General features: G+C 66.3%; 25 protein-coding genes. 14 read left to right on the forward strand and 11 right to left on the reverse strand.

Going from position 1 to position 22,502, the window contains the following annotated elements:
• The first annotated feature begins 43 nt into the window (after nt 1-43).
• Nucleotides 44-1,516 (forward strand): amidophosphoribosyltransferase, encoded by a 1,473-nt coding sequence (gene purF, locus FEJ81_RS07345; protein ID WP_138246732.1) that lies wholly within the window; start codon nt 44-46, stop codon nt 1,514-1,516.
• 195 nt (nt 1,517-1,711) lie between these two features.
• Here the strand turns inward: purF and FEJ81_RS07350 are convergent, their stop codons facing one another.
• Entirely contained in the window at nt 1,712-3,538 is a 1,827-nt protein-coding gene (locus FEJ81_RS07350; RefSeq protein ID WP_138244675.1) for an SLC13 family permease, read from the reverse strand.
• Between the two features lie 109 nt (nt 3,539-3,647).
• On the opposite strand from FEJ81_RS07350, the gene FEJ81_RS07355 reads away from it, so the two are divergent.
• Nucleotides 3,648-4,037 (forward strand): tautomerase family protein, encoded by a 390-nt coding sequence (locus tag FEJ81_RS07355; protein WP_138244676.1) that lies wholly within the window; start codon nt 3,648-3,650, stop codon nt 4,035-4,037.
• A 121-nt stretch (nt 4,038-4,158) separates the two neighbouring features.
• The gene (locus FEJ81_RS07360; RefSeq protein WP_138244677.1) at nt 4,159-4,614 is read left to right on the forward strand and encodes a universal stress protein; all 456 of its coding nucleotides are present in this window, start codon (nt 4,159-4,161) and stop codon (nt 4,612-4,614) included.
• A 35-nt stretch (nt 4,615-4,649) separates the two neighbouring features.
• On the opposite strand, the gene FEJ81_RS07365 is transcribed toward FEJ81_RS07360, so the two are convergent.
• From FEJ81_RS07365 to FEJ81_RS07375, 3 genes are all read right to left on the reverse strand, one after another.
• Nucleotides 4,650-5,903 carry an ArsA family ATPase gene (locus FEJ81_RS07365; protein WP_138244678.1) on the reverse strand — a complete coding sequence of 418 codons (1,254 nt, stop codon included), beginning with the start codon at nt 5,901-5,903 and terminating at the stop codon, nt 4,650-4,652.
• A gap of 68 nt (nt 5,904-5,971) precedes the next feature.
• Nucleotides 5,972-7,420, reverse strand: coding sequence for a hypothetical protein (locus FEJ81_RS23110; RefSeq protein WP_175416373.1), 1,449 nt, complete (start codon nt 7,418-7,420; stop codon nt 5,972-5,974).
• Nucleotides 7,421-7,529: 109 nt separating this feature from the next.
• Nucleotides 7,530-8,630 carry a pyridoxal phosphate-dependent aminotransferase gene (locus FEJ81_RS07375; protein WP_138244679.1) on the reverse strand — a complete coding sequence of 367 codons (1,101 nt, stop codon included), beginning with the start codon at nt 8,628-8,630 and terminating at the stop codon, nt 7,530-7,532.
• Between the two features lie 156 nt (nt 8,631-8,786).
• Here FEJ81_RS07375 and FEJ81_RS07380 point away from each other — a divergent pair, with 156 nt between their 5' ends.
• Together FEJ81_RS07380 and FEJ81_RS07385 are read left to right on the forward strand one after the other, a co-directional pair.
• The gene (locus FEJ81_RS07380; protein WP_138244680.1) at nt 8,787-9,299 is read left to right on the forward strand and encodes a CinA family protein; all 513 of its coding nucleotides are present in this window, start codon (nt 8,787-8,789) and stop codon (nt 9,297-9,299) included.
• Between the two features lie 124 nt (nt 9,300-9,423).
• Entirely contained in the window at nt 9,424-9,909 is a 486-nt protein-coding gene (locus FEJ81_RS07385; protein ID WP_138244681.1) for a metal-dependent hydrolase, read from the forward strand.
• A 71-nt stretch (nt 9,910-9,980) separates the two neighbouring features.
• Here the strand turns inward: FEJ81_RS07385 and FEJ81_RS07390 are convergent, their stop codons facing one another.
• Together FEJ81_RS07390 and FEJ81_RS07395 are read right to left on the reverse strand one after the other, a co-directional pair.
• Entirely contained in the window at nt 9,981-10,247 is a 267-nt protein-coding gene (locus FEJ81_RS07390) for a HalOD1 output domain-containing protein (RefSeq protein ID WP_138244682.1), read from the reverse strand.
• Nucleotides 10,248-10,428: 181 nt separating this feature from the next.
• Nucleotides 10,429-11,418, reverse strand: a complete 990-nt coding sequence (locus FEJ81_RS07395) for a cell division protein CdpA domain-containing protein (RefSeq protein WP_138244683.1) — start codon at nt 11,416-11,418, stop codon at nt 10,429-10,431.
• A gap of 137 nt (nt 11,419-11,555) precedes the next feature.
• Here FEJ81_RS07395 and FEJ81_RS07400 point away from each other — a divergent pair, with 137 nt between their 5' ends.
• The 4 genes from FEJ81_RS07400 to FEJ81_RS07415 all read left to right on the forward strand — a co-directional run bounded on the left by FEJ81_RS07400 (nt 11,556) and on the right by FEJ81_RS07415 (nt 14,278).
• Nucleotides 11,556-11,843: a DUF5789 family protein gene (locus tag FEJ81_RS07400; protein WP_138244684.1), complete on the forward strand. Its 288-nt coding sequence runs from the start codon at nt 11,556-11,558 to the stop codon at nt 11,841-11,843.
• A 52-nt stretch (nt 11,844-11,895) separates the two neighbouring features.
• Entirely contained in the window at nt 11,896-12,543 is a 648-nt protein-coding gene (locus tag FEJ81_RS07405; protein WP_138246733.1) for a CPBP family glutamic-type intramembrane protease, read from the forward strand.
• A gap of 75 nt (nt 12,544-12,618) precedes the next feature.
• Complete coding sequence (locus FEJ81_RS07410; RefSeq protein ID WP_138244685.1) at nt 12,619-13,056, forward strand: DUF302 domain-containing protein; 438 nt, start codon at nt 12,619-12,621, stop codon at nt 13,054-13,056.
• Nucleotides 13,057-13,195: 139 nt separating this feature from the next.
• Entirely contained in the window at nt 13,196-14,278 is a 1,083-nt protein-coding gene (locus FEJ81_RS07415; RefSeq protein ID WP_138244686.1) for an AI-2E family transporter, read from the forward strand.
• A gap of 24 nt (nt 14,279-14,302) precedes the next feature.
• On the opposite strand, the gene arcD is transcribed toward FEJ81_RS07415, so the two are convergent.
• Nucleotides 14,303-15,739 (reverse strand): arginine/ornithine antiporter ArcD, encoded by a 1,437-nt coding sequence (gene arcD / locus FEJ81_RS07420; protein WP_138244687.1) that lies wholly within the window; start codon nt 15,737-15,739, stop codon nt 14,303-14,305.
• Between the two features lie 161 nt (nt 15,740-15,900).
• The gene (nreA, locus tag FEJ81_RS07425; RefSeq protein WP_138244688.1) at nt 15,901-17,202 is read right to left on the reverse strand and encodes a DNA repair protein NreA; all 1,302 of its coding nucleotides are present in this window, start codon (nt 17,200-17,202) and stop codon (nt 15,901-15,903) included.
• Between the two features lie 396 nt (nt 17,203-17,598).
• On the opposite strand from nreA, the gene FEJ81_RS07430 reads away from it, so the two are divergent.
• Together FEJ81_RS07430 and FEJ81_RS07435 are read left to right on the forward strand one after the other, a co-directional pair.
• A complete protein-coding gene (locus FEJ81_RS07430) occupies nt 17,599-17,778 on the forward strand; it encodes an HVO_2753 family zinc finger protein (protein WP_006184530.1) in 180 nt (59 codons plus the stop codon).
• A 9-nt stretch (nt 17,779-17,787) separates the two neighbouring features.
• On the forward strand, nt 17,788-18,054 hold the full coding sequence (locus FEJ81_RS07435) for an elongation factor 1-beta (protein ID WP_138244689.1): 267 nt from the start codon (nt 17,788-17,790) through the stop codon (nt 18,052-18,054).
• Between the two features lie 96 nt (nt 18,055-18,150).
• Here the strand turns inward: FEJ81_RS07435 and FEJ81_RS07440 are convergent, their stop codons facing one another.
• The 3 genes from FEJ81_RS07440 to FEJ81_RS07450 form a co-directional block, all read right to left on the reverse strand.
• Entirely contained in the window at nt 18,151-18,585 is a 435-nt protein-coding gene (locus FEJ81_RS07440; RefSeq protein ID WP_138244690.1) for a hypothetical protein, read from the reverse strand.
• Between the two features lie 61 nt (nt 18,586-18,646).
• Nucleotides 18,647-19,336 (reverse strand): MBL fold metallo-hydrolase, encoded by a 690-nt coding sequence (locus FEJ81_RS07445; protein WP_138244691.1) that lies wholly within the window; start codon nt 19,334-19,336, stop codon nt 18,647-18,649.
• 84 nt (nt 19,337-19,420) lie between these two features.
• Nucleotides 19,421-20,587: a cystathionine gamma-synthase gene (locus FEJ81_RS07450; RefSeq protein WP_138244692.1), complete on the reverse strand. Its 1,167-nt coding sequence runs from the start codon at nt 20,585-20,587 to the stop codon at nt 19,421-19,423.
• Between the two features lie 231 nt (nt 20,588-20,818).
• On the opposite strand from FEJ81_RS07450, the gene FEJ81_RS07455 reads away from it, so the two are divergent.
• The 3 genes from FEJ81_RS07455 to FEJ81_RS07465 all read left to right on the forward strand — a co-directional run bounded on the left by FEJ81_RS07455 (nt 20,819) and on the right by FEJ81_RS07465 (nt 22,365).
• Nucleotides 20,819-21,127, forward strand: coding sequence for a 50S ribosomal protein L21e (locus FEJ81_RS07455; RefSeq protein WP_138244693.1), 309 nt, complete (start codon nt 20,819-20,821; stop codon nt 21,125-21,127).
• A gap of 6 nt (nt 21,128-21,133) precedes the next feature.
• Complete coding sequence (locus FEJ81_RS07460; RefSeq protein WP_138244694.1) at nt 21,134-21,490, forward strand: RNA polymerase Rpb4 family protein; 357 nt, start codon at nt 21,134-21,136, stop codon at nt 21,488-21,490.
• Nucleotides 21,491-21,768: 278 nt separating this feature from the next.
• Nucleotides 21,769-22,365: a DUF655 domain-containing protein gene (locus FEJ81_RS07465; RefSeq protein WP_138244695.1), complete on the forward strand. Its 597-nt coding sequence runs from the start codon at nt 21,769-21,771 to the stop codon at nt 22,363-22,365.
• Nucleotides 22,366-22,502 lie beyond the last annotated feature (137 nt).

A 22,502-nucleotide genomic window follows, 5' to 3' on the forward strand; every position in this document is an offset into this window, starting at 1 on the left:
TCCCATGACTGATGGGCGGGGCGAAACTCCCCGGCGAACAGGGATGACCGAAAAGTGTGGCGTCGTCGGCGTCGCACTCGACGGTCGAGACGCGGCACGACCGTTGTACTACGCGCTCTACGCACTCCAGCACCGCGGGCAGGAGTCCGCGGGGATCGTCACTCACGACGGGTTCCAACAGCACAGCCACGTCGAAATGGGGCTCGTGGGGGACGCCTTCGGCGAGGACGACCTCGACGCGCTCAACGGGGCCGCGGGGATCGGCCACGTCCGGTATCCGACGGCCGGCTCGGTCGACTCCTCCTGTGCACAGCCCTTCTCCGTCTCCTTTAAGAGCGGCTCGCTCGGTCTGAGCCACAACGGCAACCTCGTCAACGCCGACGAGATCCGCGACGAACTCGCCGCCGCGGGGCATGCCTTCACCAGCGACGGCGACACCGAGGTCATCGCCCACGACCTCGCGCGCAACCTCCTCGAGGAGGATCTGGTCCGCGCCGTCAAGCGCACGATGGGGCGGATCCACGGCTCGTACTCGCTGACGATCACCCACGACGACACGGTCCTCGGCGTGCGCGATCCGCAGGGGAACCGCCCCCTCTGTATCGGGGAACTCGAGGACGGCTACATCCTCGCCTCCGAGTCGGCCGCGATCGACACCTTAGATGGGGAACTCGTCCGCGACGTTCGGCCGGGGGAACTCGTCGTCCTGCAGGACGACGGGCAGGGCTTTGACTCCTACCAGCTCGTCGAGAACGAGAACACCGCCCACTGCTTCTTCGAGCACGTTTACTTCGCACGCCCCGACAGCGTGATCGACGACACGCTCGTCTACGAGGCCCGGCGGAACCTCGGTCGCAAGCTCTGGGAGGAAAGCGGCGTCGAGACCGATGTCGTGATGCCGGTCCCCGACTCGGGACGCGCGTTCGCGTCGGGCTACGCCGACGCGGCGAGCGAGACGACCGCCGACGGCGAGGCCCGCGACGCGGATGACGACGGCGTCGAGTTCGCCGAGGGGCTGATGAAGAACCGCTACGTCGGCCGTACCTTCATCATGCCTACCCAAGACGAGCGCGAACGCGCGGTGCGGCTGAAGCTCAACCCGATCAAGTCCACGATCGAGGGCAAGACTGTCACCGTCATCGACGACTCGATCGTCCGCGGGACCACCTCGACCCAGCTCGTCCAACTGCTCAAGGACTGCGGGGCCGAGGCGGTCCACGTCCGCATCGGCGCGCCGGCGATCGTCGCCCCCTGTTACATGGGCATCGACATGGCCACCCGCGAGGAGCTGATCGCCGCGGACAAATCGACCGACGAGATCCGCGACGAGATCGCCGCCGACAGTCTCGCCTATCTCTCGACCGACGCCGTCGCAGACGTGCTCGAGAAAGAACGGATCGACCTCTGTCTGGGCTGTGTCACGGGCGAGTACCCCTACGACATCGAGGGCGAAGAAACCGACCGCGACGTGAGCCGTCCCGATGTGGGCGGTCAGCAGTTGCCCGCGGACGACTAACAACGAAATTTTGCGCTGCGTTCTGAGCGGACGGATGCGCCGATAGCGCATCCGTCCGCTCGTCACTCGGCAAAATTTCGATCAAAAGCACTCCTCCTTCCCCTCCAGCCGCGCGTCGCGCGGCTTCCGGGTCAGTCGTCGGCCCGCTCGCGCCACCGGCGCTCGCGGTCGTAAACGGTGTCCGTCGTCTCCTGCTCACCCTTGGAACGCCTCCGCGAACTCCGCCGGGAGCGTGCCGATATCGATCCCCCACGCGATCGGGAGCCAGCCGACCGCGACCAGCGTGATCAGGACGATCCCGATGACGTTGAGTCCGACGCCGACCTTGGCCATCTGGGGCAGCGTGATGTAGCCGCTACCGAAAACGATCGCGTTCGGCGGGGTCGCGACCGGGAGCATGAACGCGAACGAGGCGGCGGTCGCGCCCGCGATCATGAGTCCGAAGGGGTGGACGCCGATGCCGACCGCGACGCCGGCGAGGATCGGCATGAGCATCGCCGTCGTCGCCGTGTTCGAGGTGACCTCCGTCAGGAAGATCGTCATCAGCACCACGGCGAACAGGATCGCGATCATCGACACGCCCTCGAGGAGGCCGAGCCCCTCGCCGATCCACGCCGCGAGGCCGGTCTCGCCGAAGGCGTTCGCGATGGAGAGCCCGCCGCCGAACAGGAGGATGACCCCCCACGGGATGTCGACGGCGTTCGTCCAGTCGAGCAGGAAGGTGTGGTCGCCCTCGGCGGTCGTCGTCGGCAGCGTAAACAGGACCAGCGCGCCGCCGATGGCGACGATCGTATCGGCGTCCTCCGGCGGCGCGACGCCGAAGAGCGGATCGATCAGGCTCGCGCCGATCCAGGACGCCGCCATCGCGACGAAGACCACGGCGACCATCCGCTCCTGTCTGCTCATCGATCCGAGCCGCTCGAGTTCGCGGTCAATCGTGTCCGCGCCGGCTGGGAGTTCCTCGAACTGGGGCGAGACCGCTCGAGTGACGTAGCCGTAGACGGCGACGAGGCCGATGATCGAGATCGGCACGCCGTAGAGCATCCACTCGGCGAAGGAGACGGACTGGTCGAACAGCTCCGAGGCCTGCCCCGCGAAGAGTACGTTCGGCGGGGTGCCGATCAACGTCGCGACGCCACCGACGGACGCGCCGTAGGCGATACAGAGCATCAGCGCGACGCCGAACGAAAAGTTCCCCTCGCTGGTGTCGACCTCGAGACCAGTCTCGTCGACCAGATCGGCGGTCTGGTAGATGACCGCCAGCGCGATGGGGACCATCATCATCACGGTTGCGCTGTTCGAGACCCACATCGAGAGGAAGGCCGTCGCGAGCATGAACCCGAGGATGAGCCGCGAAGGCTCGGTGCCGACCGCTTTGATCGTCCGCAGCGCGATTCGCCGGTGGAGTCCCCACCGCTGCATCGCCATCGCGAGGAAGAACCCGCCCATGAAGAGGAAGATCAGCGGGTGGCCGTAGGACGGCGTCGTGTCCGCGACGGGGAGCGCCCCGGTCAGCGGGAACAGAACGATCGGGAGCAGCGACGTGGCGGGGATCGGAATCGCCTCGGACATCCACCAGACGGCGACCCACGCGGTGACGGCGGCGACGGCCTTTCCCGCGGCCGAGAGCCCGTCCGGCGTCGGCGAGAGGAAGATGAGCGCGAACAGGACGGGTCCGAGGACGAAGCCGATCTTCTGCCGGAGCCCGTACGTGCCGCCGACATCGAACGGCGAGCCACCGTCGTCGCTGCGGTCGCCACCGCCGGAGCCGTCGTTGCCGTCACCGCCGCGGTGAGTCCCGTCGCCGGTTCGGGCACCCTCGCTCGCCTCCCGGTCGCGACCGCCGTCGGGGAACACCCGCCGTGCGAGGCGACGTTCCTCGGCCGTCAGGTCGTCCATGTCCGCGATCATGGCCGGCGCGTCGAGCGTGAGATACGCCTTCGTCCGGGTGTTGACGGTCCACAGATACGCCCACAACCGCCGGGAGACCGATCCCACGGTCGACTCTCGCTCCGTCACCATTCTCCCCGTTGCTCCCACAGGAAGGCGTATAAATAGTGATCGCTTACGTCATCGCGACGACCGAAAACGGAAGCGAACAGGATACGAGGCGGTCCGGACAAGTCGAGGTATGCCACTGCTGCAGTTCGATACGACACTGTCGCTATCGGATGCAGAGAAAACCGCCTTCGCCGACCGGGTCACGGAGCTGTATACCGATGAGATGGCGACGACCGCGGGACACGTCGCCGTGACGATCCGGGACCGCGAGCCGGCGGACCTCCACCTCGGGCGCGCCGTCGATGGCCCGCTGGTGTTTCTCGACGCCGAGATACGGCAGGGCCGATCGCTCGAGCGAAAACGCTCGTTCGCGCTGGCGACCATGGCCTACCTCGGGGACACGTTCGATGTCCCCGACGAGAACATGAAGGTCGTGTTCACCGAACATCCGGGCGAGTCGATGATGGGCGTCGACCGCGTCGGCGGCGAGTGGGACGGTGACGGCGAAGATGGCGACTGAGTCTCGGGACTCGAGCCGATATCCGACCCACTCCGGCCGGGTTCGAACGGCGGGGTCCCCGCGGACGGTAGCGGCATCGACCGCTGAAACCACTATCCGTCTCGATCCCGAACGGCTACGCATGTACCGCGTGTTGCTTCCCGTCGACGACACCGAATCGCGAGCGCGGGACCAAGCGGCGGCCGTCCGCGACCTCCCGGGCGCAGCGACCGAGATCTCGGTCGACGTGCTCCACGTCCGCGAAGACGCCGGCGGAACGGACGCCGAGTGGGCGGCGGGCGGGTTCGCCGAGGAGTACGCCGACGAGATGGAGCGCCTGCAGGGGGACGAGTCGCTCCCCGGGTCGGTCGAGGCGGCGGTCGACGTACTGGAAGCGGGCGATCTCGAGTGGACGGTTCGAACGGCGACGGGCGATTCCGCGGAGACGATCCTCGAGGCGGCCGAGGAGTACGACAGCGATCTGATCGTTATCGGCGTCCGCAGTCGGTCGCCGGTCGGCAAGGTACTCTTCGGGAGCGTCGCGCAGGCGGTGATCCTCGATAGCGATCGGCCGGTAACGGTTGTCCCGGCAAACTAACAGTCACGCTCGCGGCGGCGCGTCGGTTCGATCGATTACCGCAGGCAGGCCGCGACGACCTCGAGCATCCCCTCACCGCGGACCTCTTCCGCAAAGAGGGGGACCCGCCGAACGTCGGTGCCGCGGAAGAGATCCTGTGCCTCGGCGAGCGCGCCTTGTTGGACATCCCACCGCCGCTGACAGAACTCGCAGTCGTCGAGATTCGGCTGCAGGAACTCGCCGTCGACGTCGTCGGTGACGTTCGACAGCGGCTCCATCACCCGGTTGACGACGACGGTGCCGACGGGAATCTCGAACTCTCGGAGCTGCTGGCGCAGGCGCTTCGACTCGAAGACGCTCATCTCCTCGGGGATCATGACGATCCGGAAGTCCGTCCGCGCGGGATCCCGCAGGGCCGCCCGCAGGCGCTCGATGCGCTCGCGGAGGACTTCCAGGTCCTCGAGGTCGCTGCCGTCGTCGGGCTCCTCGCCACCGCCGAACATCCCCTTGACGCCGTCGAGCATGCCGCCGATGCGCTGGCGGAACTTCACCAGTCGGCCCATCATGGAGTCCATAATCTCGGGCAATTGCAGCAGCCGGAGCGTGTGGCCCGTCGGGGCCGTGTCGACGATCACGCGCTCGAAGCGCTCGTCGTCCATGTACTCGAGCAGGAGCTGCATCGCCGCGGCCTCGTCCGCGCCGGGCATCGCGCCGCCGAAGAGGGCGTCCATCGGCGACTCGCCGCCGAGCATCTCGCCGAGCCCGCCGAGGGGACCGCCCTCGGCTCCCTCGCCGCCGGGGAAGGGAGAACTCCCGCCGCCGACCCCGTTCGCCCCGCCGGAGAACGGGCCCTCTGCGTCTGCCTCTGCATCTGTACCCGCTCCTGCGCCCGCGCCGCCGAAGGGAGTCTCGCCTCGCTCCATTGCGGCCTCCGGATCGATCTCGGCCGCGTAGAGAGGGATGTCGTCGCGGATTCGGTCGGGCTCGGCCGGGATGTCGGTCTCGAAGGTGTCCGAGAGCGAGTGGGCCGGATCGGTCGAGACGATCAGCGTCCGGGTGCCGCCGCGGGCGCTGTCGAGCGCGGTCGCGGCCGCCATCGTCGTCTTCCCGACGCCGCCTTTCCCACCGTAGAGGACGTACTCGGGACCGTCGATTGGCTCGTCGGACGGTTCGACGTCGACGGTCTCGCGCTCGCCCGTCTCCGCGTCGTCGACCGAGTCGGTCGGCGTCACCTCGATGGTGTGTCCGTCGTCGCTGTCCCTCGCCGCGTCCCCGTCCTCGTCGACCGGTTCGACGTCGATGCCGCTCATACCGCGCGTTTCCCGGTCCCGACACGAGTATTCGTCGGTCTCGATTACGGTCGCCTAACCGACTGCCCCTATCGCTCCGTCACCGAGGGCCGAGCCGGTGGCTCGTCCCCGCGGACGATATCGCAAAGCGCCAGCGCGATCGGCACGGCCCACAGCGTCACGTACAGCGCGTGGGCGAGCGGGCTCGAAACGAGCGCGTAGCGGAGCCTCGCCCACCCCTCGAGTGGAACGGCGTCTCGAGCCGCGCGGTAGGCAACCACGCTGTAGTATGCCCAAACGGCCGCGTTGCAGGCGACGAGAACGCCCAGCGGGCCGGCGAGCGAAACCCAGCCGAGCGCGGCCGAGACGAGCACCGCGATCGCGAGCGGAATTCCGACGACGTTCGTCACTGCGAGCAAGTGCATCACCGCCGTCCCTGCAACGAATCGGACCCGGTCGGACCTGGATCGATCGGGTGCGTGTGGACACCGGTACGAGTCGCGAACCTGCTGTCGGCTCTGCTGAACCCACGCGTCGATAGCCGTGGGACACCGAGTTCGGAGGTACCGATCCAGTACGCCGACCGCGCCGTTTCGGCGGGGTTCCGTCCCGCCGCGGGTCGTCGCTCCCGTCGCGTCGTCGCGTCGCCGGCCTTCGAGGTCGTTTAGCACGCGGGCCGTCGCGAACGTTCCCTCCTCGAGCGGTCGGCACGGCTCACTTCCCGCGTTCGTGGACGGCAGATCCGATCGAACCGCGCTCCCCATCGACTCGAGCAGGGGGACGGGACCGTCGTGGACGTTCCCCGCGGTTCGTTTCGCCCGCACGATATCGTACTCCTCGAGGCCGACGACGGCGAGTTCGAACGCGTCGACGGGGAGCCGCGTGCCCGCGACACAGGCGGTGACGATGTCGTCGGCGGCGAACGAGCGTGTCGCAAGTGCCTCGGACAGCGCGGCCGCTTCGGTTCGAGAACCGCTGCCGCCACCAGTACCTGCCCGCCGATCCGTCACCCGGGCATCCGTGACGATCTCGCCGTCGATCCCGATCAGCGACACCGCCAGACCGTTCGCTCGTCCCGATTCGACGGCGTCGGACGGATCGACCGCGGCGCGGTCCTCGAGCCCGTAGACGACGGCCACGGAGACCTGACTGGCGGGATAGGTCTGGCCCGCGATCGACGCGAGGGTCCCCTCGAGCGAGTCCCACCGGTCTCCGGCGACGGGGACGAACACGTGGATCCGCCGCCGGAGACGTGCGGGGAGGCGACAGTCGGGTCCGAAATTGTGGTCGACGGGTGGTGCCGGCCGAGCCGTAGGGTCGCCGCTGGACGACGAGCTGTGATCGCCGCCGCCTCGAGGCCGTGGTCGCCGCGGTCGTCGCTTCGGGTCGGCCACCGTTCCCTCGAGCACTCGACCGAGCGTCCGTTCGTCGACTGCGTCGACCGGGCGGCGAGCGAACAGGACCACGAGTCCGCAGTTGACGACGAGGTAGCCGACTTGGGTCACGACGAACGCGGCGACGACGGCCTTGAGTAGCATTCCTCACTGGCCACGGCCTCCCCGCGTATCTGTATTGCGGCCGGACAGTCGCCGCTCGAGAACGGTTTCGGTGGCGACGACGCACGGACCGTTTCGGTGGCGACGGCACTCACTCGAAGTAGGCTGCCAGTCGCTCGGCCGCTTCCTCGACGCGCGGGGTCACGAGGGCGAACCGCAACCACTCCGTCCGCGAGTCGCCGAAGGCCTCCCCGGGCATCCCGGCCACGCCGGCCTCGTCGATCAGTCGCTCGACGTTCTCGAGCGTGCCCGGGTAGTCGTCGAAGCGGGCCATCACGTAGAACGACCCGTCTGGACGGGTGTACTCGGCTCCCGCCGCCTCGAGCGCGTCGGTAAAGGTCGTGACGCGCTCGCGGAGGCGTTCGCGGTTGCGCTCGTAGTAGTCCGGCCTCGTCTCGCGCAGGGCGTTCAGGACCGCGTACTGGCCGGGTCGGGTAGTCGCGACGTTGACCAGCATGTGTCGGCTCTTGGCGTCGTCGACGAGTTCCGGCGGGAGGATCGCGTAGCCCACCCGAACACCGGTGATCGCCATCGACTTCGAAAACGCGTTCGTGACGATCCGGTGGGCCGAATCGGTCTCGAGCGCGCTCGCGAACTCGCCCGAGAGGTCGTAGTGGTCGTAGACCTCGTCGCTGATCAGGATCGCGTCGTATTCTTCGGCGACGGCGACGAGTTCCCGCATCGTCTCGGCGGGGTAGACCGCGCCGGTCGGGTTGTTCGGCGTGGTCACGACGATCGCGGCGGTCTCCTCGCTCGCGGCCGCGCGGACGGCGGCGGGGTCGAGTTGCCCGTCGTCGGCGGTCGCGACGAACCGCTGTGTTCCGCCGAGCATCGTCGTCTTGCCGGGATAGTAGGGATAGACCGGATCGGTCAGCAGGATCTCGTTCCCGGAGTCTCGCTCGAGGGCCCGCGCCATCGCGAGGTAGTTCGCCTCGCCCGCGCCGTTCGTGACGATGACCTGCTCGGCGTCGATGCCGCGGCGCGTGGCGATCTCCTCGCGTAACTCGAGCAGCCCCTCGCTGGGCGGGTACTGGAACCGGTCGGGCTCGAGGTCGGCGTACTCGCGCAGGCCGTCCCGGAGCGCCTCGGGGGGCTCCCAGTCGGGGTTCCCGCTGACCATGTCGATGACGTCGCGGTCCGCCGCGTCCGCGTACTCCATGACCCGGAAGAAAAGCGGCGTCTCGTAATCCATAGTCGGTACTGGACGGCCGCTGCTGGTTTGGCTTTTCGTTTCCGCGCCGAGCGCGACGGAATTCGGCCGCTCGAGTTTGGCCGAACCAGTTGGGTGGTGACCCACACTGGGCCGGCAACCCTCGCTTTCACAACGATTCCGCCCCTCGATTCGGGTATGAACGACGACATCGACCGCGAGCTGCCGATAGAGATCGCCGACGCCTTGCGGGACGCCGAGGAGACGCTGGCCGTCGCCGAGTCCTGTACCGGCGGCCTGATCGGTGCCGCGATCACCGCCGTCCCGGGCGCGAGCGACTACTTCGATTCGGGGCTGACGACCTACGCCTACGACGCCAAGCGCCGCCACCTCGGCGTCAGTCGGGAAGCCCTCGACGAACACGGTGCCGTCTCCGAACCCGTGGCTCACGAGATGGCACGGGGAATCCGAGACGTGGCGGACGTGACGTGGGGTATCTCGACGACCGGTGTCGCCGGCCCCACCGGCGGCACCGACGCGAACCCGGTCGGCACCGTCTACATCGGCGTCTCCTACGCGGGGCCGTGGGGGTCCGAGGACTCGTACTCGACCGTCTCTCGCTACGTCTTCGACGGCGATCGCGCGGACGTCCGCGCCGCGACCGTCGAGCAGGCGCTCGAGGACCTGCTCGCGGAACTCGAGGCGCGCTGAGTCGGAGAGGGGGCTCCGATAGCAGATACACATCTGAGAAGCGACACGTCTACCGAAACAGACAGGGATCGGTGACAGTCTCGAGAGTAAACTATTCCCCGGTCGACTCCACAGATGCGGGTAGATGAACAAGAAGGGTCACGTGCTCAACGCCGTTCTGTTGAGCATCGGATTGGGATATTTGCTCGAGCCGACGGGGGATCTGGAGACGTTTCGAACGATCGTGATGATCGGCGTTCCGGTCTCGCTGGGGGCGCTGTTTCCGGACGTCGACACCGCGTTCGGCAAGCACCGGAAGACGCTCCATAACCTGCCGATTCTCGCGGCTTTCGTCGCCTTTCCGTACGTCTTCGGGAACCTCGAGTACGTCTGGATCGGCGTGTTGACCCACTACGTCCTCGATGTCGCGGGGAGCAAACGCGGGATCGCCCTGTTTTACCCCGTCTGGAAGAAGGAGTTCGGGCTGCCCATCGGTGTCGCGGTCAGCAGCAAGCGCGCCGATCTGATGATGGCGTTCGTCACCGTCGCCGAACTGGTACTGGTCGCCCTGATCGTCTTCGAGATCCCCCAGTGGGGCTTCGAGATGGGGCGGAAGACGCTCGGGATATAGGCTCGTGCCGTGAGCGAGGCGCGTGGCCGACCGTCTCGTGAACGTCAGCGAGGGACAGTGCGAACCCGTCGTCAATCGTGGGCGGCGGCAATCGACAGATCGTTCTCGTCGATCTCGACGCGATAGTCGTCGACGGTAAACGCGACCTCGGGGTGTGAGCCGGTGATGACGAGCGTATCGAGCGCTTCCGGATCGATCTGTTCGTACAGGGTCGTTCCCAGCGCCGTCGAGAGGTCGGTCGGGTCGACGCCTTCGATGCCGGCGATCGCGTTGACGATGGCGACGGTCGGCGTCGTGCTTGACCACGTGTATCGACCGGAAAACAGTTCTTCTCCCATGTCTCGTTCCTGTCCGACAGACTGTCGATATCCCACTTAGATATGCGGTGACTATCCGCGCGAAAACCTGCGGTTATCGGAATCGGTAACGCAGTCGACTACTGCTATTCTGAATCGAGAGTCCACGTGAAAATCGCCTAATCTGGTCCGTGACGGGTCGAAATACACCGGTCGCTCTCACTTATCGTCGGTTCGGCGACCACTCGTCGCAGGCGTCCATGTCGTCCATCGCCGTTTCGTGGCGGGCACAGTAGGGAACCATTCCCTCCGACGAGCGGACGTACTCGAAGTGCTCGCAGTTCCCGCAGTAGCGATCCGTCGGTTCGGCCGGCGTCTCGGTCGACGACTCGACGATTTCCGCATCGCGACCGTCGCCCGCCTCGAGCGGCGAGGAGATATCCGAGGCCGCGGAGCCGCCGTCGCTGGTCGCAGCGCCGACGGTCCGGCCGGGAGTCGATCCGGTACCGGAGCCGGTCGCCGATCGCGACGAGCGGCCGGCGGACCCCTCGTCGTACGAGAACGATGCTCGCTTGGACCCGGACACGTCTCCGTCGGCGTCCGCGTTAGTCTGCGTGTCGACGTCTCCGTCCGGCGTGCCGCCGAGGAAGCCGATGCCGCCCAACCCGCCCGCGTCGCTCGAGTCGTCGACCTCGACGACGGTCTTGTTGTGGCGGGTGACGTTCATCTGGAGGTTGCCGCCGGGATCGTTGCGCATTTTGAAGGTGGCGACGGCGCTGAACAGACACCAGATCGCCGGCAGGAGCCCGAGCAGGTAGATGGCCGAGACCTCGAGCGTGAGTTGGTTGCCGCCGTAGCGCCAGTGTTGGGGGTAGGCGTGCCAGAAGAGTGCGACGCCGAGCAGACAGAGGCTCGCGCTGATCGCGGCCGTGGCTTGGACGCGTCGACTGGCCGGTAATACGACGAAGACGCCGACGAGAGCGGTCGGGACGCTGAGCCCGGCCAGTACGCCCGCGGCGCGGACGGTCGCGAACTGCGCGGCCATCCCCTCGGAGAGCTCGACCGCGTACCCGCCGAAGAGGTCGGTCGTCGCCACGAGTACGGCCACGACGGCCAGAAGTGCACCGAGCACCACGAGCGCCGTCCCCGCGTACAGTCGGCGACTCGTCACCCCCGGTGCGGTCCCATCGTAGGCCTCCGTCAGGCTTGTCATAGGCAGTCGTTCGACGGCCCATCACAAAACGATACGTCAGACACACCTCGGTTGTCGGAGAGGTCGTCCGGCGGCGGGACCCGAGCGCGACCCGCGGAAACGAAAGCTTGAATCACCGCGCTCGCAAACGACGGCCTATGAGCGACGAGGACGAAGACGCCGAGCCAGCAGTCTCACTCGGAGAGGGTACCCCGGTCGAGGGCGCGCCGCTCGCCCGCGTCAGTTCGCGACTTGCGTGGCCGAAGGAAAAGAGCGAAGTCGATCGGCTCGAGGGCGATGCCGTCATCCGAACGCCGGACGGTCCCCGCGAACTGTCGACCGTGCTTGAGTCGGTCGACGAGACGTACTTCCAGCGCCATCAGGAGTTCGAGGGGCACGTTCGAGACGTGATCGGGACCGGGCCGGTTCCGACTGCGGACGAGTAACACCGTGGCGTCACAGTCGGGGCGACGCGACGATCACTGGCTCCGTGAGTACATGTCCTTTTCTTGGGTCCAGAAGGCGTTACTGGTCGGTGCCGTGGTGACGCTGCTGTGGATGCGGTTGGTCCCCAGTGACCTCGACCAGCGGGTCGTCGTCGACGCTATCCTCCTGATCGGAGGCCCGCTCGCGCTCGGGCTCGCCCACGGGAACCGCATCGGCTGGCGCATCGATCGCGTCGCGATCCGCAATACGGTCCTCCTCGCGCTGTTCGTCGCCCCGTTCTACGTCGTCGGATCGACGCTGCCGACGATCCGGGCGTTCTACCCGATCTGGGAGACCTCGGCCGCACCGGCGGCGTTCATCCCGCACGCGATCAAACTCTTCGTCCTCGCGCTGGCCGCCGAGACCTACTACCGCGGCCTGCTCTGTGTCGGCGTCAAGGAGATCGGGTTCGTCGCCGTCTTCATCAGCCCCGTCGTCTACATGTTCCACCACGCCTCGAAACCGCCCATCGAGTTCCTGCTGTCGGGGCCGACGGACGTCCTGTTCGGTGCCGTCGACTACAAGTCGAACTCGATTCTCCCGTCGGTCGTCGCCCACGGCGGCGGCCTCGTCCTGCTCGACTGGCTCGTCCTGCACGAGCCGCTGTTCGATCCGACGTTCCTCGTGCGATTCCTCGAGTGGCTGCCGATCCCGCTGTAGCGGGGTCGCGGCGGTCGCCGCCCACCTGGTCGGACGACGGGACCGATTAAGGGCCGGGACGACCAACCGTCGCGTATGGCACTTCCCATCGACCCGACGCAGATCGATCCGGCGGACTACGGCGAGCACCGCGCGGTACTCGAGATGGACCACGAGGAGGCCATCGAGCACACCCGCGAGGTGTTCACCGAGGCGGGCTTTGGCGTCCCGGCCGAGTTCTCGCCCTCGGAACTGCTCAACGAAAAGGTCGACGCGGACCGCGATCCCTACTACGTGCTCGGGGCCTGTAACCCCGAGATGGCGGATCGGGTACTGGACGTGACCGAGCAGATGGGGGCGCTGTTCCCCTGTAACGTCGTCGTCTGGGAGGAAGAGCCGGGTCGGCAGGTCGTCTACCACGTCTCGATCATGAAGATCGCGCGGCTGCTCGGCATCGCTCCCGACGACGAGAACTGGCAAGAGATCGTCGACACGACCAGCGAGATGGTCGACGAGGCCTACGCGAACCTTTAGAACCGGCCACAACCGTCTCGTCTCCTCCTCGCGGAATCGGCGTCCCGAGCGCGACGATTCCGTCCCGATCGGGTTCTCCTTGTCGAACCGTACAGTCACAAACGCCAACATTTATGTTTTCTGTTCAAGAGGATGAAATATGGACGCCCGAACGGCGTTTTTCGCCCTCCTCGTCGCCGCCCTCTGCGGACTTGCTGCCCTGCTGGTCCTCCCCCTCGTGGAGTACGTGCTGGCGGCCTGTCTGCTCGCGGTCGTTCTCCGCCCGGCCTACCAGCGACTGGAACCGCGCGTCGGTCCGCGACTCGCCGGCCTCGCGCTCACCGGCGTCGCCGTCGTGGCCGGTGTCGTTCCGCTGCTCCTCGTTTCGCTGGTCGTTCTCCGGACCGCCCTGTCGACCCTCGAGTCGCTCGAGGCCGACCGGATCGTCGAGTACGGCCGCGAAGTCGCCCGGGACGACCTCGGACTGGCCGACGGGACGGTCACCGCACTCGAGTCCGCCGTGCGATCGGAACTCGAGGAATCCTTTGCGGGTGCCGCGGAGGTGACGCTGACTCGACTGATCGATATCGTGACGACGGGGATCGACGTGGCGGTCGGACTGGTCGTCCTCGTCTTCCTGGTGTACTACCTGCTGGTCGACGGCGCGGCCTTCCTCGACTGGCTCCGCGAGACCGCGCCGCTCGAGACGCGAGTGCTCGACGAACTGTTCGCGGACGTCCACGACGTCACGTGGGCGGTCCTCCGCAGTCACGTCCTCGTCGCGGTCGTACAGGGGATACTCGGCGGGCTGGGGCTCGCAATCCTCGGCGTGCCGTACGCGACCACGCTGGGAGTGATCCTCGTTCTCGCCTCGTTTCTCCCGACGATCGGCGTCTGGCTCGTCTGGGGTCCGGTCACGGTCGCCCACGCGGCCTCGAGCGGTCCCGCACGCGCCGCTGTCCTCTTGGGGTACGGCGTCGCCGTGCTCGCCGTTACGGACAGCTACCTGCGCGCGTACCTCGTCGACCGCGGCTCGAGTTTGCATCCGGCGACCGCACTGGTGGGCGTCGTCGGCGGCATCTACCTCTTCGGTGTCGTCGGGCTCTTCGTCGGCCCCATGATACTCGCGGCGTTCAAAGCCTGCGTGACCGTCGCCCATCGGCTCGAGCGGGCCGATTCGGACGACACCGACTCCGCGACCGGACCCGATCGAGAGCAATCCTTCGTGGAAGCAAAACAGTAGTGTATTCGATGGTCTATACGCCGCTCAGTCCGCGGTATGGGCCCGCTCGGCCCGGTTAACCGTCGGAATCCCGCGACCGGTCAGCGCCATCAGGAATAGGACGGCCGGCGAGAGGAATCCGAACAGGTAGAACGGCGCGTACTCGAGGGTGGGGACGCCGGTTGCCGAGGCCATGAAGACGCCGCCGGCGTGCCACGGAATGAGCGCGCCGGTGGGGGTCCCGGCGGCTTCGACGGCCCGGGAGAGTTCCTCGCTGTCGAGGCCGAACTCGTCGTAGAGGTTTCGCAGCGTCAGCCCCGGGAGGACGATGCTCATGTACTGCTGGGCGGTGAGCGCGTTGATCAGGATCGCCGAGAGCCCGGTGCCGGCGATCAGGCCGCCGGAACTGCCCACGCCCTGCGAGAGGCGGTGAGCGAGGACGGCCAGCACGCCGGTGTGCTCGAGGAGACCGCCGAGCGAGAGCGCGGCGACGACGACGGTGATCGTCCACGCGGAGCCGGTGAGGCCGCCGGTCGCGAGGAGTTCGTTCACGAGGTCGGTCCCGGTCTGGGGCTCGGTGCCGCTCATGAAGACTCCCCACGCGGCGACGAAGCCGGTCCCTTGGACCAGAATCGTGGTGAAGACGCCGGCGAAGACGCCGGCGACGAGCGTGGGGAGCGCGGGGTAGCCGTAGAGCGCGAGACCGAAGGTGACCACGAGCGGCAGGAAGACGAGCACGGAGAGGTCGTACGTGCCCGCGAGCGCGGTCTGGATCTCGACGATGCGGCCGGCCGGAATCTCACCGCCTGCCTGCAGGCCGAACGCGGCGAATCCTAACACTGAGAGTCCGAACGCGATGGCCGTCCCCGTTCGCATCCGGCGGATGTGGTCGTACAGCGGCGTGTTCGTCACGCCGGCCGCGAGATTGGTCGTGTCCGACAGCGGGGACTGCTTGTCGCCCGCGTAGGCTCCCGAGATGACCGCACCGACGGTCAGCGGCCCGGAGACCCCGAGCCCCGCACCGATCCCGACGAACGCGACGCCCAGCGTCCCGACCGTCGTCCACGAGGAGCCGATCGAGAACGCGACGACGGCTGCCAAGATCGCGGCGACGGGCAGGAACACCGTCGGCGTCAGCAACTCGAGGCCGTAGTACATCATCGCCGGGATCGTGCCGGCGTCGACCCACGTGGCGATCAGTGCGTAGATCGTAAAGATGATCAACAGCGCCTGTATCCCCATCAGAAGGCCGTTCGAGATTCCGTCGGAGAGTTCGGGCCAACTGTATCCCAGATAGCGACCGAACGCGCCGACGAAGACAATACTCCAGAGCAGCGGGACGTGCGGATCGAGGCCGAGGACGGCCGATCCGACGCCGAGGAAGGCGACGACCGCGAACACCGGAACGAGCGCGAGAGCGAACGACGGCCGCCGTTCGGGCTCGAGGTCGTCGATCGTCGTCGGTGTAAAGTCGGCTGACATCGGCTGTGGTATGCACTTGGGGAATAAAAGGTGAGCGGTTTATTACCCGAAGGTATGTTTCGCGATAGCAGTGGTCACATTACCGCTGAGTGAACAGTCTCTCGGCGGTCGGCTCGCTGGTCGAATTCGGTGGACAGCGGCGAAAATAACGGCCGACGGGCTCACTCCGAGCTCGAGAACGCGCTCAGGTTGGCCTGCAGTCCGGCCGCGAGTTCCGATTTCCGCCGTAATCGCGCGTAGGAAACCGGCAGTCGGGTCGCGACCTCCGAAACCGCCTCGTGGAACGTCTCCGCCTCGCCGTACTCTCCCTCGAAGGCGTTCCGGACGCTCTCGCGGACCTGCCAGACGCCGACGGGTGCCCAGTAGTCGTCGGAGACCTCCCGCAAAACGAGACACTTCGCCTGCCGGCCGATCGACTCGAGGTACTCCAAGACGCCCAGTCGGGCGGCGTAGTAGGCCCCCGCGGTTTCCTCGACGTAGCTCGAGCGCCCCTCGTAGCCCTCCGAGGCGCTGGCGAGCCAGATGTCGTCGTGCGGGTCGGGGTTCCAGATGCTGCCCGGCGCCTTCATCTCGACGAGTTCGAACTCCCAGTTGCCGGGCGCGAGCACGACCCAGTAGCGGTTGCCGACGTACTCGTTCGCCCAGACCTGCACCTCGTCGATGCTGGGCGCGTTGCGGATGCGCCCGCGCAGGTACTGCCCCACGGTGTCGTCGACGGCCGTGATCGACCAGCGCGTGGGAACCAGTCGGCGCTGTTTCGTCTGCCCCAGCGCGCCTGCGGAGAGAATCGAATTGATCTCGTAGACGTCGAACCCGCGCCGGTAGAGGTAGGTCATCGCGCCCTGTGCCTGCCAGTCGTCGTCCTCGAGGGTCTTCTTGACCGGTTTGGGGACGTAGGGGTTCTCCCGCAGTTCGGCGTTGGTCGCGTTGGCCCGGGGCCCGCGCGGCGTCGCTACGTCGGTTCCCGCGTCGAGGCCGAGGTCGGGCTTGTCGTCCAGTCCGATCTCGAGGTCGACCGGCCGGTCGGCGATGGCGACCTCCCGTTGGACGCCGACGAAGCCGTCCCAGACGTCGTCGACCGAGGGGGTCATCCGGCTCGCGATGCTCGGGGAGTCGACGTTCGCGCGCTTGCTCGAGTTCAGGAGCCCGGTCCGGCGCTGGAGCACGTCGTCGATGGCATAGCCCTGCTGGTACCAGTCGCCGTCGGTGACGTACTCCGCGGCGTCGTCCTCGTCGCCGACCGGCGAGAGCAGTCCGACGGGAATGTCCGGGTAGTTCGACCGGCCGACGAAGATCGACGGCGAGGTCGAGCCGACGAGCGTGTCGCCGCTCAGGGCGTCGTCGAACTTCCGTTCGAACTCCTCTAGGTGATCCGTGATCGCGTAGGACTTCTCCTTGGCGAGGCGGCGACGTTCGGCCTCCTCATCGGGCTCTAAGTCCTCGATATAGTCGCCGAGGCGCATTCACTCGAGCTAGGGCGGGGACGGTGTTGAATGTTGAGTTTCGGGCGGCGGAGCGCGTTCGGGATCCGAGCGATCACGCTATTCGTGTGGCTCCTTGCTTGGTTTCGGTCGGCAGAAGTGTCAGAGGCAGAGGTCCAGTCGCGTCTGCAACCGAACCTCACTCACTGCTTCGAGCCGGGGTATAAAGTAATCGCCAGCGCGTTTTCTGAGTCGGAAAACGCGCAGACGAGAGGACACAGCCACCGGCTTTCGGCGAGCCGACGCGCCAACGGTGGTCTCTCGCCGTGGACGACTCGAGTGTGCCGGGACACCGGCGGAACGATGGCGACGGGAGACGATGACGCGTAGCATTCTGCTATCGAGTAGTTTAAAAACGGCGGGCGGGAAAGAAGGGGTATGAGTACGACCGACGACCGAGAGACGCGTTCCTGCGTCTCCTGTGGGCTCAACATCGCGGGTACCAACGCAGCCGCGTTCAAGTGTCCCGACTGCGGCCAGCAGATCTACCGCTGTGCCAAGTGTCGCAAGCAGAGCAACCTCTACGAGTGCCCCGACTGCGGATTCACCGGACCATAAGGTTTCACAATGGGTAAAGTCGCTGCCAAAATCAAGGTCATGCCGGACAGCCCCGAAATCGACCTCGACGCGCTCCAAGAGCGCCTCGAGAGCACCCTCCCCGAGGGCGCGAAGATCAACGGCGTCGAACGCGAAGAGGTCGCGTTCGGTCTCGTCGCGCTCTACCCGACCGTGATCGTCCCCGACGGTTCGGGCGGCACGGAAGCCGTCGAGGAGAGCTTCGGTGACGTTGAGGGCGTCGAAAGCGTCGGCGTCGAGAACGTCGGCCGCATCTAACGCACGGCGTTCGTTTTTCGCCGTTTCGAATAATTCCGTTCGTGAGCCGCGCGTTTTCGTCTCGAGCGGTCGGGCCGACGAGAGAGACTCGAGTCGCTACTGTTCTTGCTCGCGGTTCGCACCGAGGTCGGCCTGTGAGACGATCTCCGCGCTGATCGGGGAGAGATCGACGGTCACGTCTGCGGTGACGGCCTTGCTGATCTCGTCGAGGTTTCCGGCGAGGACCGTCAGCACGTCGTCGGGGCTGGTATAGACCAGCATGTTTCCGTCTTGGCCCTCCGCGACGAGTTGCGTGTCGTTCAGGACGACCTGATCGTTCTGAATCGTCGCCGAGACGACCGGCAGCGCCGCCGGCTTCCCCGGCTCGTCGTCCCTGACCTTGCGGATGTGGACTTCGTCGAGGTCGATAACCTCCTTGTACTCCTGGATCTGTTCGGCGCAGTCGACCATGTCGTTGAGGAGGGCGGTCCGCTTTTCGTTGCCGTGGTCGCCGTCGAGACAGTGCTGACAGACGCGGAGTTCGAGTCGCATTACGCGCCGATTGGGGTTGGATACCGATGAGAATTCCGCTTCTGTTCGTCGGCGTTCGCACTCACTCCCTTCCCTGCTCGTAGATCTCCTGAATCCGTTCGGTCCCTCGATCGACGTACCCGCCGTGATAGCACACGGTGTGGTCGACCTCGAGATCCGCCAGCGCCCCGACGGACTCGATCGCGCGGTCCATATCGGGCGTGAACCGCGGTTTCGGACCGGCGAGGGGCTCGTCGCCGTCCGCGACCAGCGCGTCGCCGGCCACGAGCAGGTTCCCCGTCGGGAAGTACAACGAGAGATGTCCGGGCGCATGGCCGGGCGTGGCGATGACTTCCATTGGCCCCGCGAGAGTCGGCAATCGGACACCGTCGGTCAGTTCGATATCGATGTCGACGGGCGGATACCGGTCGCCGCCGTCCGACCCCTTGATCGGCTCCTGCTCGCCCGAGACGTACGGCGCTTCGTCGCGGTGGGTCGCGACGATCGCGTCGACTCGCTCGAGCAGTTCCGCGAGCCCGCCCGCGTGGTCCGCGTCGTGGTGGGTCAGGACGACGAGCCAGATGTCCGCGAGTTCGAACCCCATTCCGGCCAGATGAGTCTCGATCTGGCCGACCGCGCCGGCGGGGCCGGCGTCGAGCAACACCAGTCCGCGGGCCGTCTCGACCGCCGTCGGGGTGAACGTCCGTTCGTCGCCGCCGTACTCGAGGGTCAGTGGCAGTGCGTACACGCCGGGATCGTCGCGATCAGTCATGCGGGCCGATTGGCGGGCCGACCCCAAAGGCGTAGCCCTCACGGGCGACGCGACTCGAGTGTTCGAAACACCGGATTCGACGACTCAGGAGAGAACGCCGTCGATGGCTCCCTCGAGGTCGGCGATCAGGTCGTCGGCGTGTTCGATCCCTACCGAGACGCGGATCAGGCTATCCGAGAGCCCGGCTTCGATGCGTTCCTCGCGGGGAATCGCGGCGTGGGTCATCGGGGCGGGCTGTTCGATCAGGCTCTCGACGCCGCCCAGGCTCTCCGCGAGAGTGAATATCTCGGTGTTCGAGACGACCTCGCTCGCCTCTTCTAAGCTCGCGTCGAGTTCGAAACTCAGCATGCCGCCGAAGTCGTCCATTTGCTCGGCGGCGATCTCGTGGCCGGGATGGGACTCGAGGCCGGGGTAGTAGACGCGGTCGACATCGGGGTGGTCGTCGAGGACATCGGCGATCGCGCGGGCGTTCTCGCAGTGGCGGTCCATGCGGACGGGCAGCGTCTTGGTGCCCCGGAGGACGAGGAAGGACTCGAAGGGACCGGGCGTCGCCCCGACGGAGTTCTGATAGAAGCCGAGTCGCTCGTCGAGTTCCTCGTCGTTCGTTAGCAGTGCGCCGCCGACGGCGTCGGAGTGGCCGCCGAGGTACTTGGTCAGCGAGTGCGAGACGATGTCGGCACCCAGATCGAGCGGCCGCTGGAGGTACGGCGTCGCGAACGTGTTGTCGATCGCACAGAGCGCGTCGTGGGCGTGAGCGATCTCGGCCGCACCCGCGATGTCGACGATCGACATGAGCGGGTTCGTCGGCGTCTCGAGCCAGAGCAGCGCGGTCTCATCGCGGAACGCGGCCTCGAGTTCGTCGAGGTCGGTCATATCGACGAACGAGAACTCGAGGTCGTAGTCCTCGTAGACCTGCGTGAAGATGCGGTGGGTCCCGCCGTAGACGTCGTTGCCGGTGACGACGTGGTCGCCGGCCTCGAGCAGATTGAGGACGGTGTTGATCGAGGCCATTCCGCTGGCGAACGCACGGCCGTACTCGGCGTTCTCCAGACTCGCGAGGTTCGCCTCGAGATCGGTGCGCGTGGGATTCCCGGTCCGCGAGTACTCGTAGCCGCGGTGGTCGCCCGGCGCGTCCTGCTTGTAGGTGGAATTGGCGTGAATCGGGGTCATCAGTGCGCCAGTCTCCTCGTCCGGTTCCTGGCCAGCGTGAATCGAGCGAGTCTCGATCCGGCGGTCTGCATCTTCGTCCATACTCGTATGAGTGCCGCGCGGCCGGATCATTGTTGCGGCGGGAGGTGGAGAATGGGTGTAGGGCGGTGGAGAGGGAGTCGTACCGCGCGAGCGGAGCGAGCGCGGCCTTTTTTGGAGCAGATTTTTTGACGGGGTTCGAGGTCAGCTATGCTGACCGAGGACCCCGTGAAAAAAGGTGCGTGGGAATACGTGTGTTTTATAACCGTCACCGGACAAAGCGGTCGTACGACTATGCCGAAATCTAATGGCCCTCGTCAGGGAACCCGGAGAAAGCTCGCGAACGATCCTCGAGACCGCGGTACCTCGCCGCCACAGCGTGCGATTCAGGAGTACGAGGAGGGTGAGAAAGTCCACCTGAAGATCGACCCAAGTGTTCCGGACGGTCGCTTCCACCCGCGATTCGACGGTCACACCGGCGAAGTCGTCGGGAAACAGGGCAGCGCCTTCAAAGTCGAGATCAACGACGGCGGTAAGGACAAGACCCTGCTCGTGACCGCGGCCCACATGCGCGCACAGAATCAGGAAAAGAACCGGATCTGATCAGGGATGACGATCTTCAAAGAGATCGTCGACGAGGAGTTCCTGACGGTCTCGGAGACGAAGGAGCTGCTCGCCGACATCGAAGCCGAACGCGCGATGGACGAGGATCGCGAGCTGCGCTACGAGCTCGCGCGAGCGATCGAACACGCGAACCGATTTGCGGTCCTCGAGCCCGAGGAGGCCCAGTCGCTGGTCGACGACCTGCAGACCATCGAGAAGGTTGACGAGCCGACGGCCTACAAGATCGCCAACCTCCTGCCGCAAGACCGGGACGAACTCCGGTCGGTGTACGCACAGCAGCGGTACTCGCTGTCGGGGGACGAACTCGACGAAATTCTCAATATCGTCGCACAGTACGCCTGAACGCGGTCCCTTCGTGGCGTTCGGAGGTGGCTTCGTCGCTCGCCGATACCCGACCAGCATCGGCGCTCGAGGCCGCGTACCCGGGCCGGTTTCGATTTGTCCGTGACCGCCACCGACTGGCAGGTAGCGGTGCGTTCGTTCTGGTTGGTGTCGGTGACTGACGACGCCGATATCGAACCGCGGACCGAACGCGATGGTAACGCCCCCGGTGGCAGTCACACGCAGTCTCCTGCAAGCGGGCCGACTCTTTAAGTACGGCGTGGCCGTACTGTAAACCAATGAGCGAAGCTGATCGCGATGAGCTGGACGTTCGTCGTGCGGTCGTGTTGGATTACCTCGCACACGGGCTGTCGGACGACGGCCGACCGCAGTACGCGAAGTCGCCGGCAGGCTACGCCGTCGGTATCGAGGACTTTCAGCTCTATCAAGTCGCCTTCGACGAGGACGAGCGCCTGACCATCGGGAGCGAAGTCATCGTCGAACCGCCAGCCGAACGGGACATTGTCACCGAATGTCACCGAGTGGAGTACGAGGATCTCTCCTCGGGTGCCCAATCCGAACTCGAGTACGTCGTCGCTGATCTCGTCGAGGAGAACGAAGAGCGGTTCGTCGACTTCTACAACGACGCCCAGCCGATCACGTTGCGGCTCCACCAGCTGAACCTGCTGCCGGGCATCGGGAAGAAGCTCCGCAACGGGATTCTCGACGAGCGAAAGCGCAAGCCCTTCGAGAGCTTCGAGGAACTGTCCGAGCGCGTCTCCGGCCTGCACGACCCCGACGAGATCCTCGTCGAGCGCATCCTCGAGGAGCTCCGCGACGACGATCTCAAATACCAGACGTTCGTGGGGCGGCGCGAACAGGAACAGAACCAGTAGCGAGCGACCCGGCTCCGTTCTCCGAATCGAAGCGACCCGCGATGCGATGTCGCGGACGACGCCGTTCTGTTTCCTTCCGTTCCCTCTCCGATCAACCCTCAAGTGCCCGTTCGCGAGCGATTGTGGGGAGCGAATCC

The sequence above is a fragment of the Natrinema versiforme genome (assembly GCF_005576615.1).
GTDB classification, from domain to species: Archaea; Halobacteriota; Halobacteria; order Halobacteriales; family Natrialbaceae; genus Natrinema; species Natrinema versiforme_A.

What these genes read in the sequence shown, in the direction of transcription:
- FEJ81_RS07410 (WP_138244685.1), top strand. Translation starts at nt 12,619, where the DNA reads ATGGCACTTCCCATCGACCCGACGCAGATCGATCCGGCGGACTACGGC.
- FEJ81_RS07350 (WP_138244675.1), bottom strand. Translation starts at nt 3,538, where the DNA reads ATGGTGACGGAGCGAGAGTCGACCGTGGGATCGGTCTCCCGGCGGTTG.
- FEJ81_RS07455 (WP_138244693.1), top strand. Translation starts at nt 20,819, where the DNA reads ATGCCGAAATCTAATGGCCCTCGTCAGGGAACCCGGAGAAAGCTCGCG.
- FEJ81_RS07430 (WP_006184530.1), top strand. Translation starts at nt 17,599, where the DNA reads ATGAGTACGACCGACGACCGAGAGACGCGTTCCTGCGTCTCCTGTGGG.
- FEJ81_RS07460 (WP_138244694.1), top strand. Translation starts at nt 21,134, where the DNA reads ATGACGATCTTCAAAGAGATCGTCGACGAGGAGTTCCTGACGGTCTCG.
- FEJ81_RS07440 (WP_138244690.1), bottom strand. Translation starts at nt 18,585, where the DNA reads ATGCGACTCGAACTCCGCGTCTGTCAGCACTGTCTCGACGGCGACCAC.
- FEJ81_RS07445 (WP_138244691.1), bottom strand. Translation starts at nt 19,336, where the DNA reads ATGACTGATCGCGACGATCCCGGCGTGTACGCACTGCCACTGACCCTC.
- FEJ81_RS07385 (WP_138244681.1), top strand. Translation starts at nt 9,424, where the DNA reads ATGAACAAGAAGGGTCACGTGCTCAACGCCGTTCTGTTGAGCATCGGA.
- FEJ81_RS07375 (WP_138244679.1), bottom strand. Translation starts at nt 8,630, where the DNA reads ATGGATTACGAGACGCCGCTTTTCTTCCGGGTCATGGAGTACGCGGAC.
- FEJ81_RS07415 (WP_138244686.1), top strand. Translation starts at nt 13,196, where the DNA reads ATGGACGCCCGAACGGCGTTTTTCGCCCTCCTCGTCGCCGCCCTCTGC.
- FEJ81_RS07380 (WP_138244680.1), top strand. Translation starts at nt 8,787, where the DNA reads ATGAACGACGACATCGACCGCGAGCTGCCGATAGAGATCGCCGACGCC.
- FEJ81_RS07435 (WP_138244689.1), top strand. Translation starts at nt 17,788, where the DNA reads ATGGGTAAAGTCGCTGCCAAAATCAAGGTCATGCCGGACAGCCCCGAA.
- FEJ81_RS07405 (WP_138246733.1), top strand. Translation starts at nt 11,896, where the DNA reads ATGTCCTTTTCTTGGGTCCAGAAGGCGTTACTGGTCGGTGCCGTGGTG.
- FEJ81_RS07395 (WP_138244683.1), bottom strand. Translation starts at nt 11,418, where the DNA reads ATGACAAGCCTGACGGAGGCCTACGATGGGACCGCACCGGGGGTGACG.
- nreA (WP_138244688.1), bottom strand. Translation starts at nt 17,202, where the DNA reads ATGCGCCTCGGCGACTATATCGAGGACTTAGAGCCCGATGAGGAGGCC.
- FEJ81_RS07355 (WP_138244676.1), top strand. Translation starts at nt 3,648, where the DNA reads ATGCCACTGCTGCAGTTCGATACGACACTGTCGCTATCGGATGCAGAG.
- FEJ81_RS07465 (WP_138244695.1), top strand. Translation starts at nt 21,769, where the DNA reads ATGAGCGAAGCTGATCGCGATGAGCTGGACGTTCGTCGTGCGGTCGTG.
- FEJ81_RS07400 (WP_138244684.1), top strand. Translation starts at nt 11,556, where the DNA reads ATGAGCGACGAGGACGAAGACGCCGAGCCAGCAGTCTCACTCGGAGAG.
- arcD (WP_138244687.1), bottom strand. Translation starts at nt 15,739, where the DNA reads ATGTCAGCCGACTTTACACCGACGACGATCGACGACCTCGAGCCCGAA.
- FEJ81_RS07450 (WP_138244692.1), bottom strand. Translation starts at nt 20,587, where the DNA reads ATGGACGAAGATGCAGACCGCCGGATCGAGACTCGCTCGATTCACGCT.
- FEJ81_RS23110 (WP_175416373.1), bottom strand. Translation starts at nt 7,420, where the DNA reads ATGCTACTCAAGGCCGTCGTCGCCGCGTTCGTCGTGACCCAAGTCGGC.
- FEJ81_RS07365 (WP_138244678.1), bottom strand. Translation starts at nt 5,903, where the DNA reads ATGAGCGGCATCGACGTCGAACCGGTCGACGAGGACGGGGACGCGGCG.
- FEJ81_RS07360 (WP_138244677.1), top strand. Translation starts at nt 4,159, where the DNA reads ATGTACCGCGTGTTGCTTCCCGTCGACGACACCGAATCGCGAGCGCGG.
- purF (WP_138246732.1), top strand. Translation starts at nt 44, where the DNA reads ATGACCGAAAAGTGTGGCGTCGTCGGCGTCGCACTCGACGGTCGAGAC.
- FEJ81_RS07390 (WP_138244682.1), bottom strand. Translation starts at nt 10,247, where the DNA reads ATGGGAGAAGAACTGTTTTCCGGTCGATACACGTGGTCAAGCACGACG.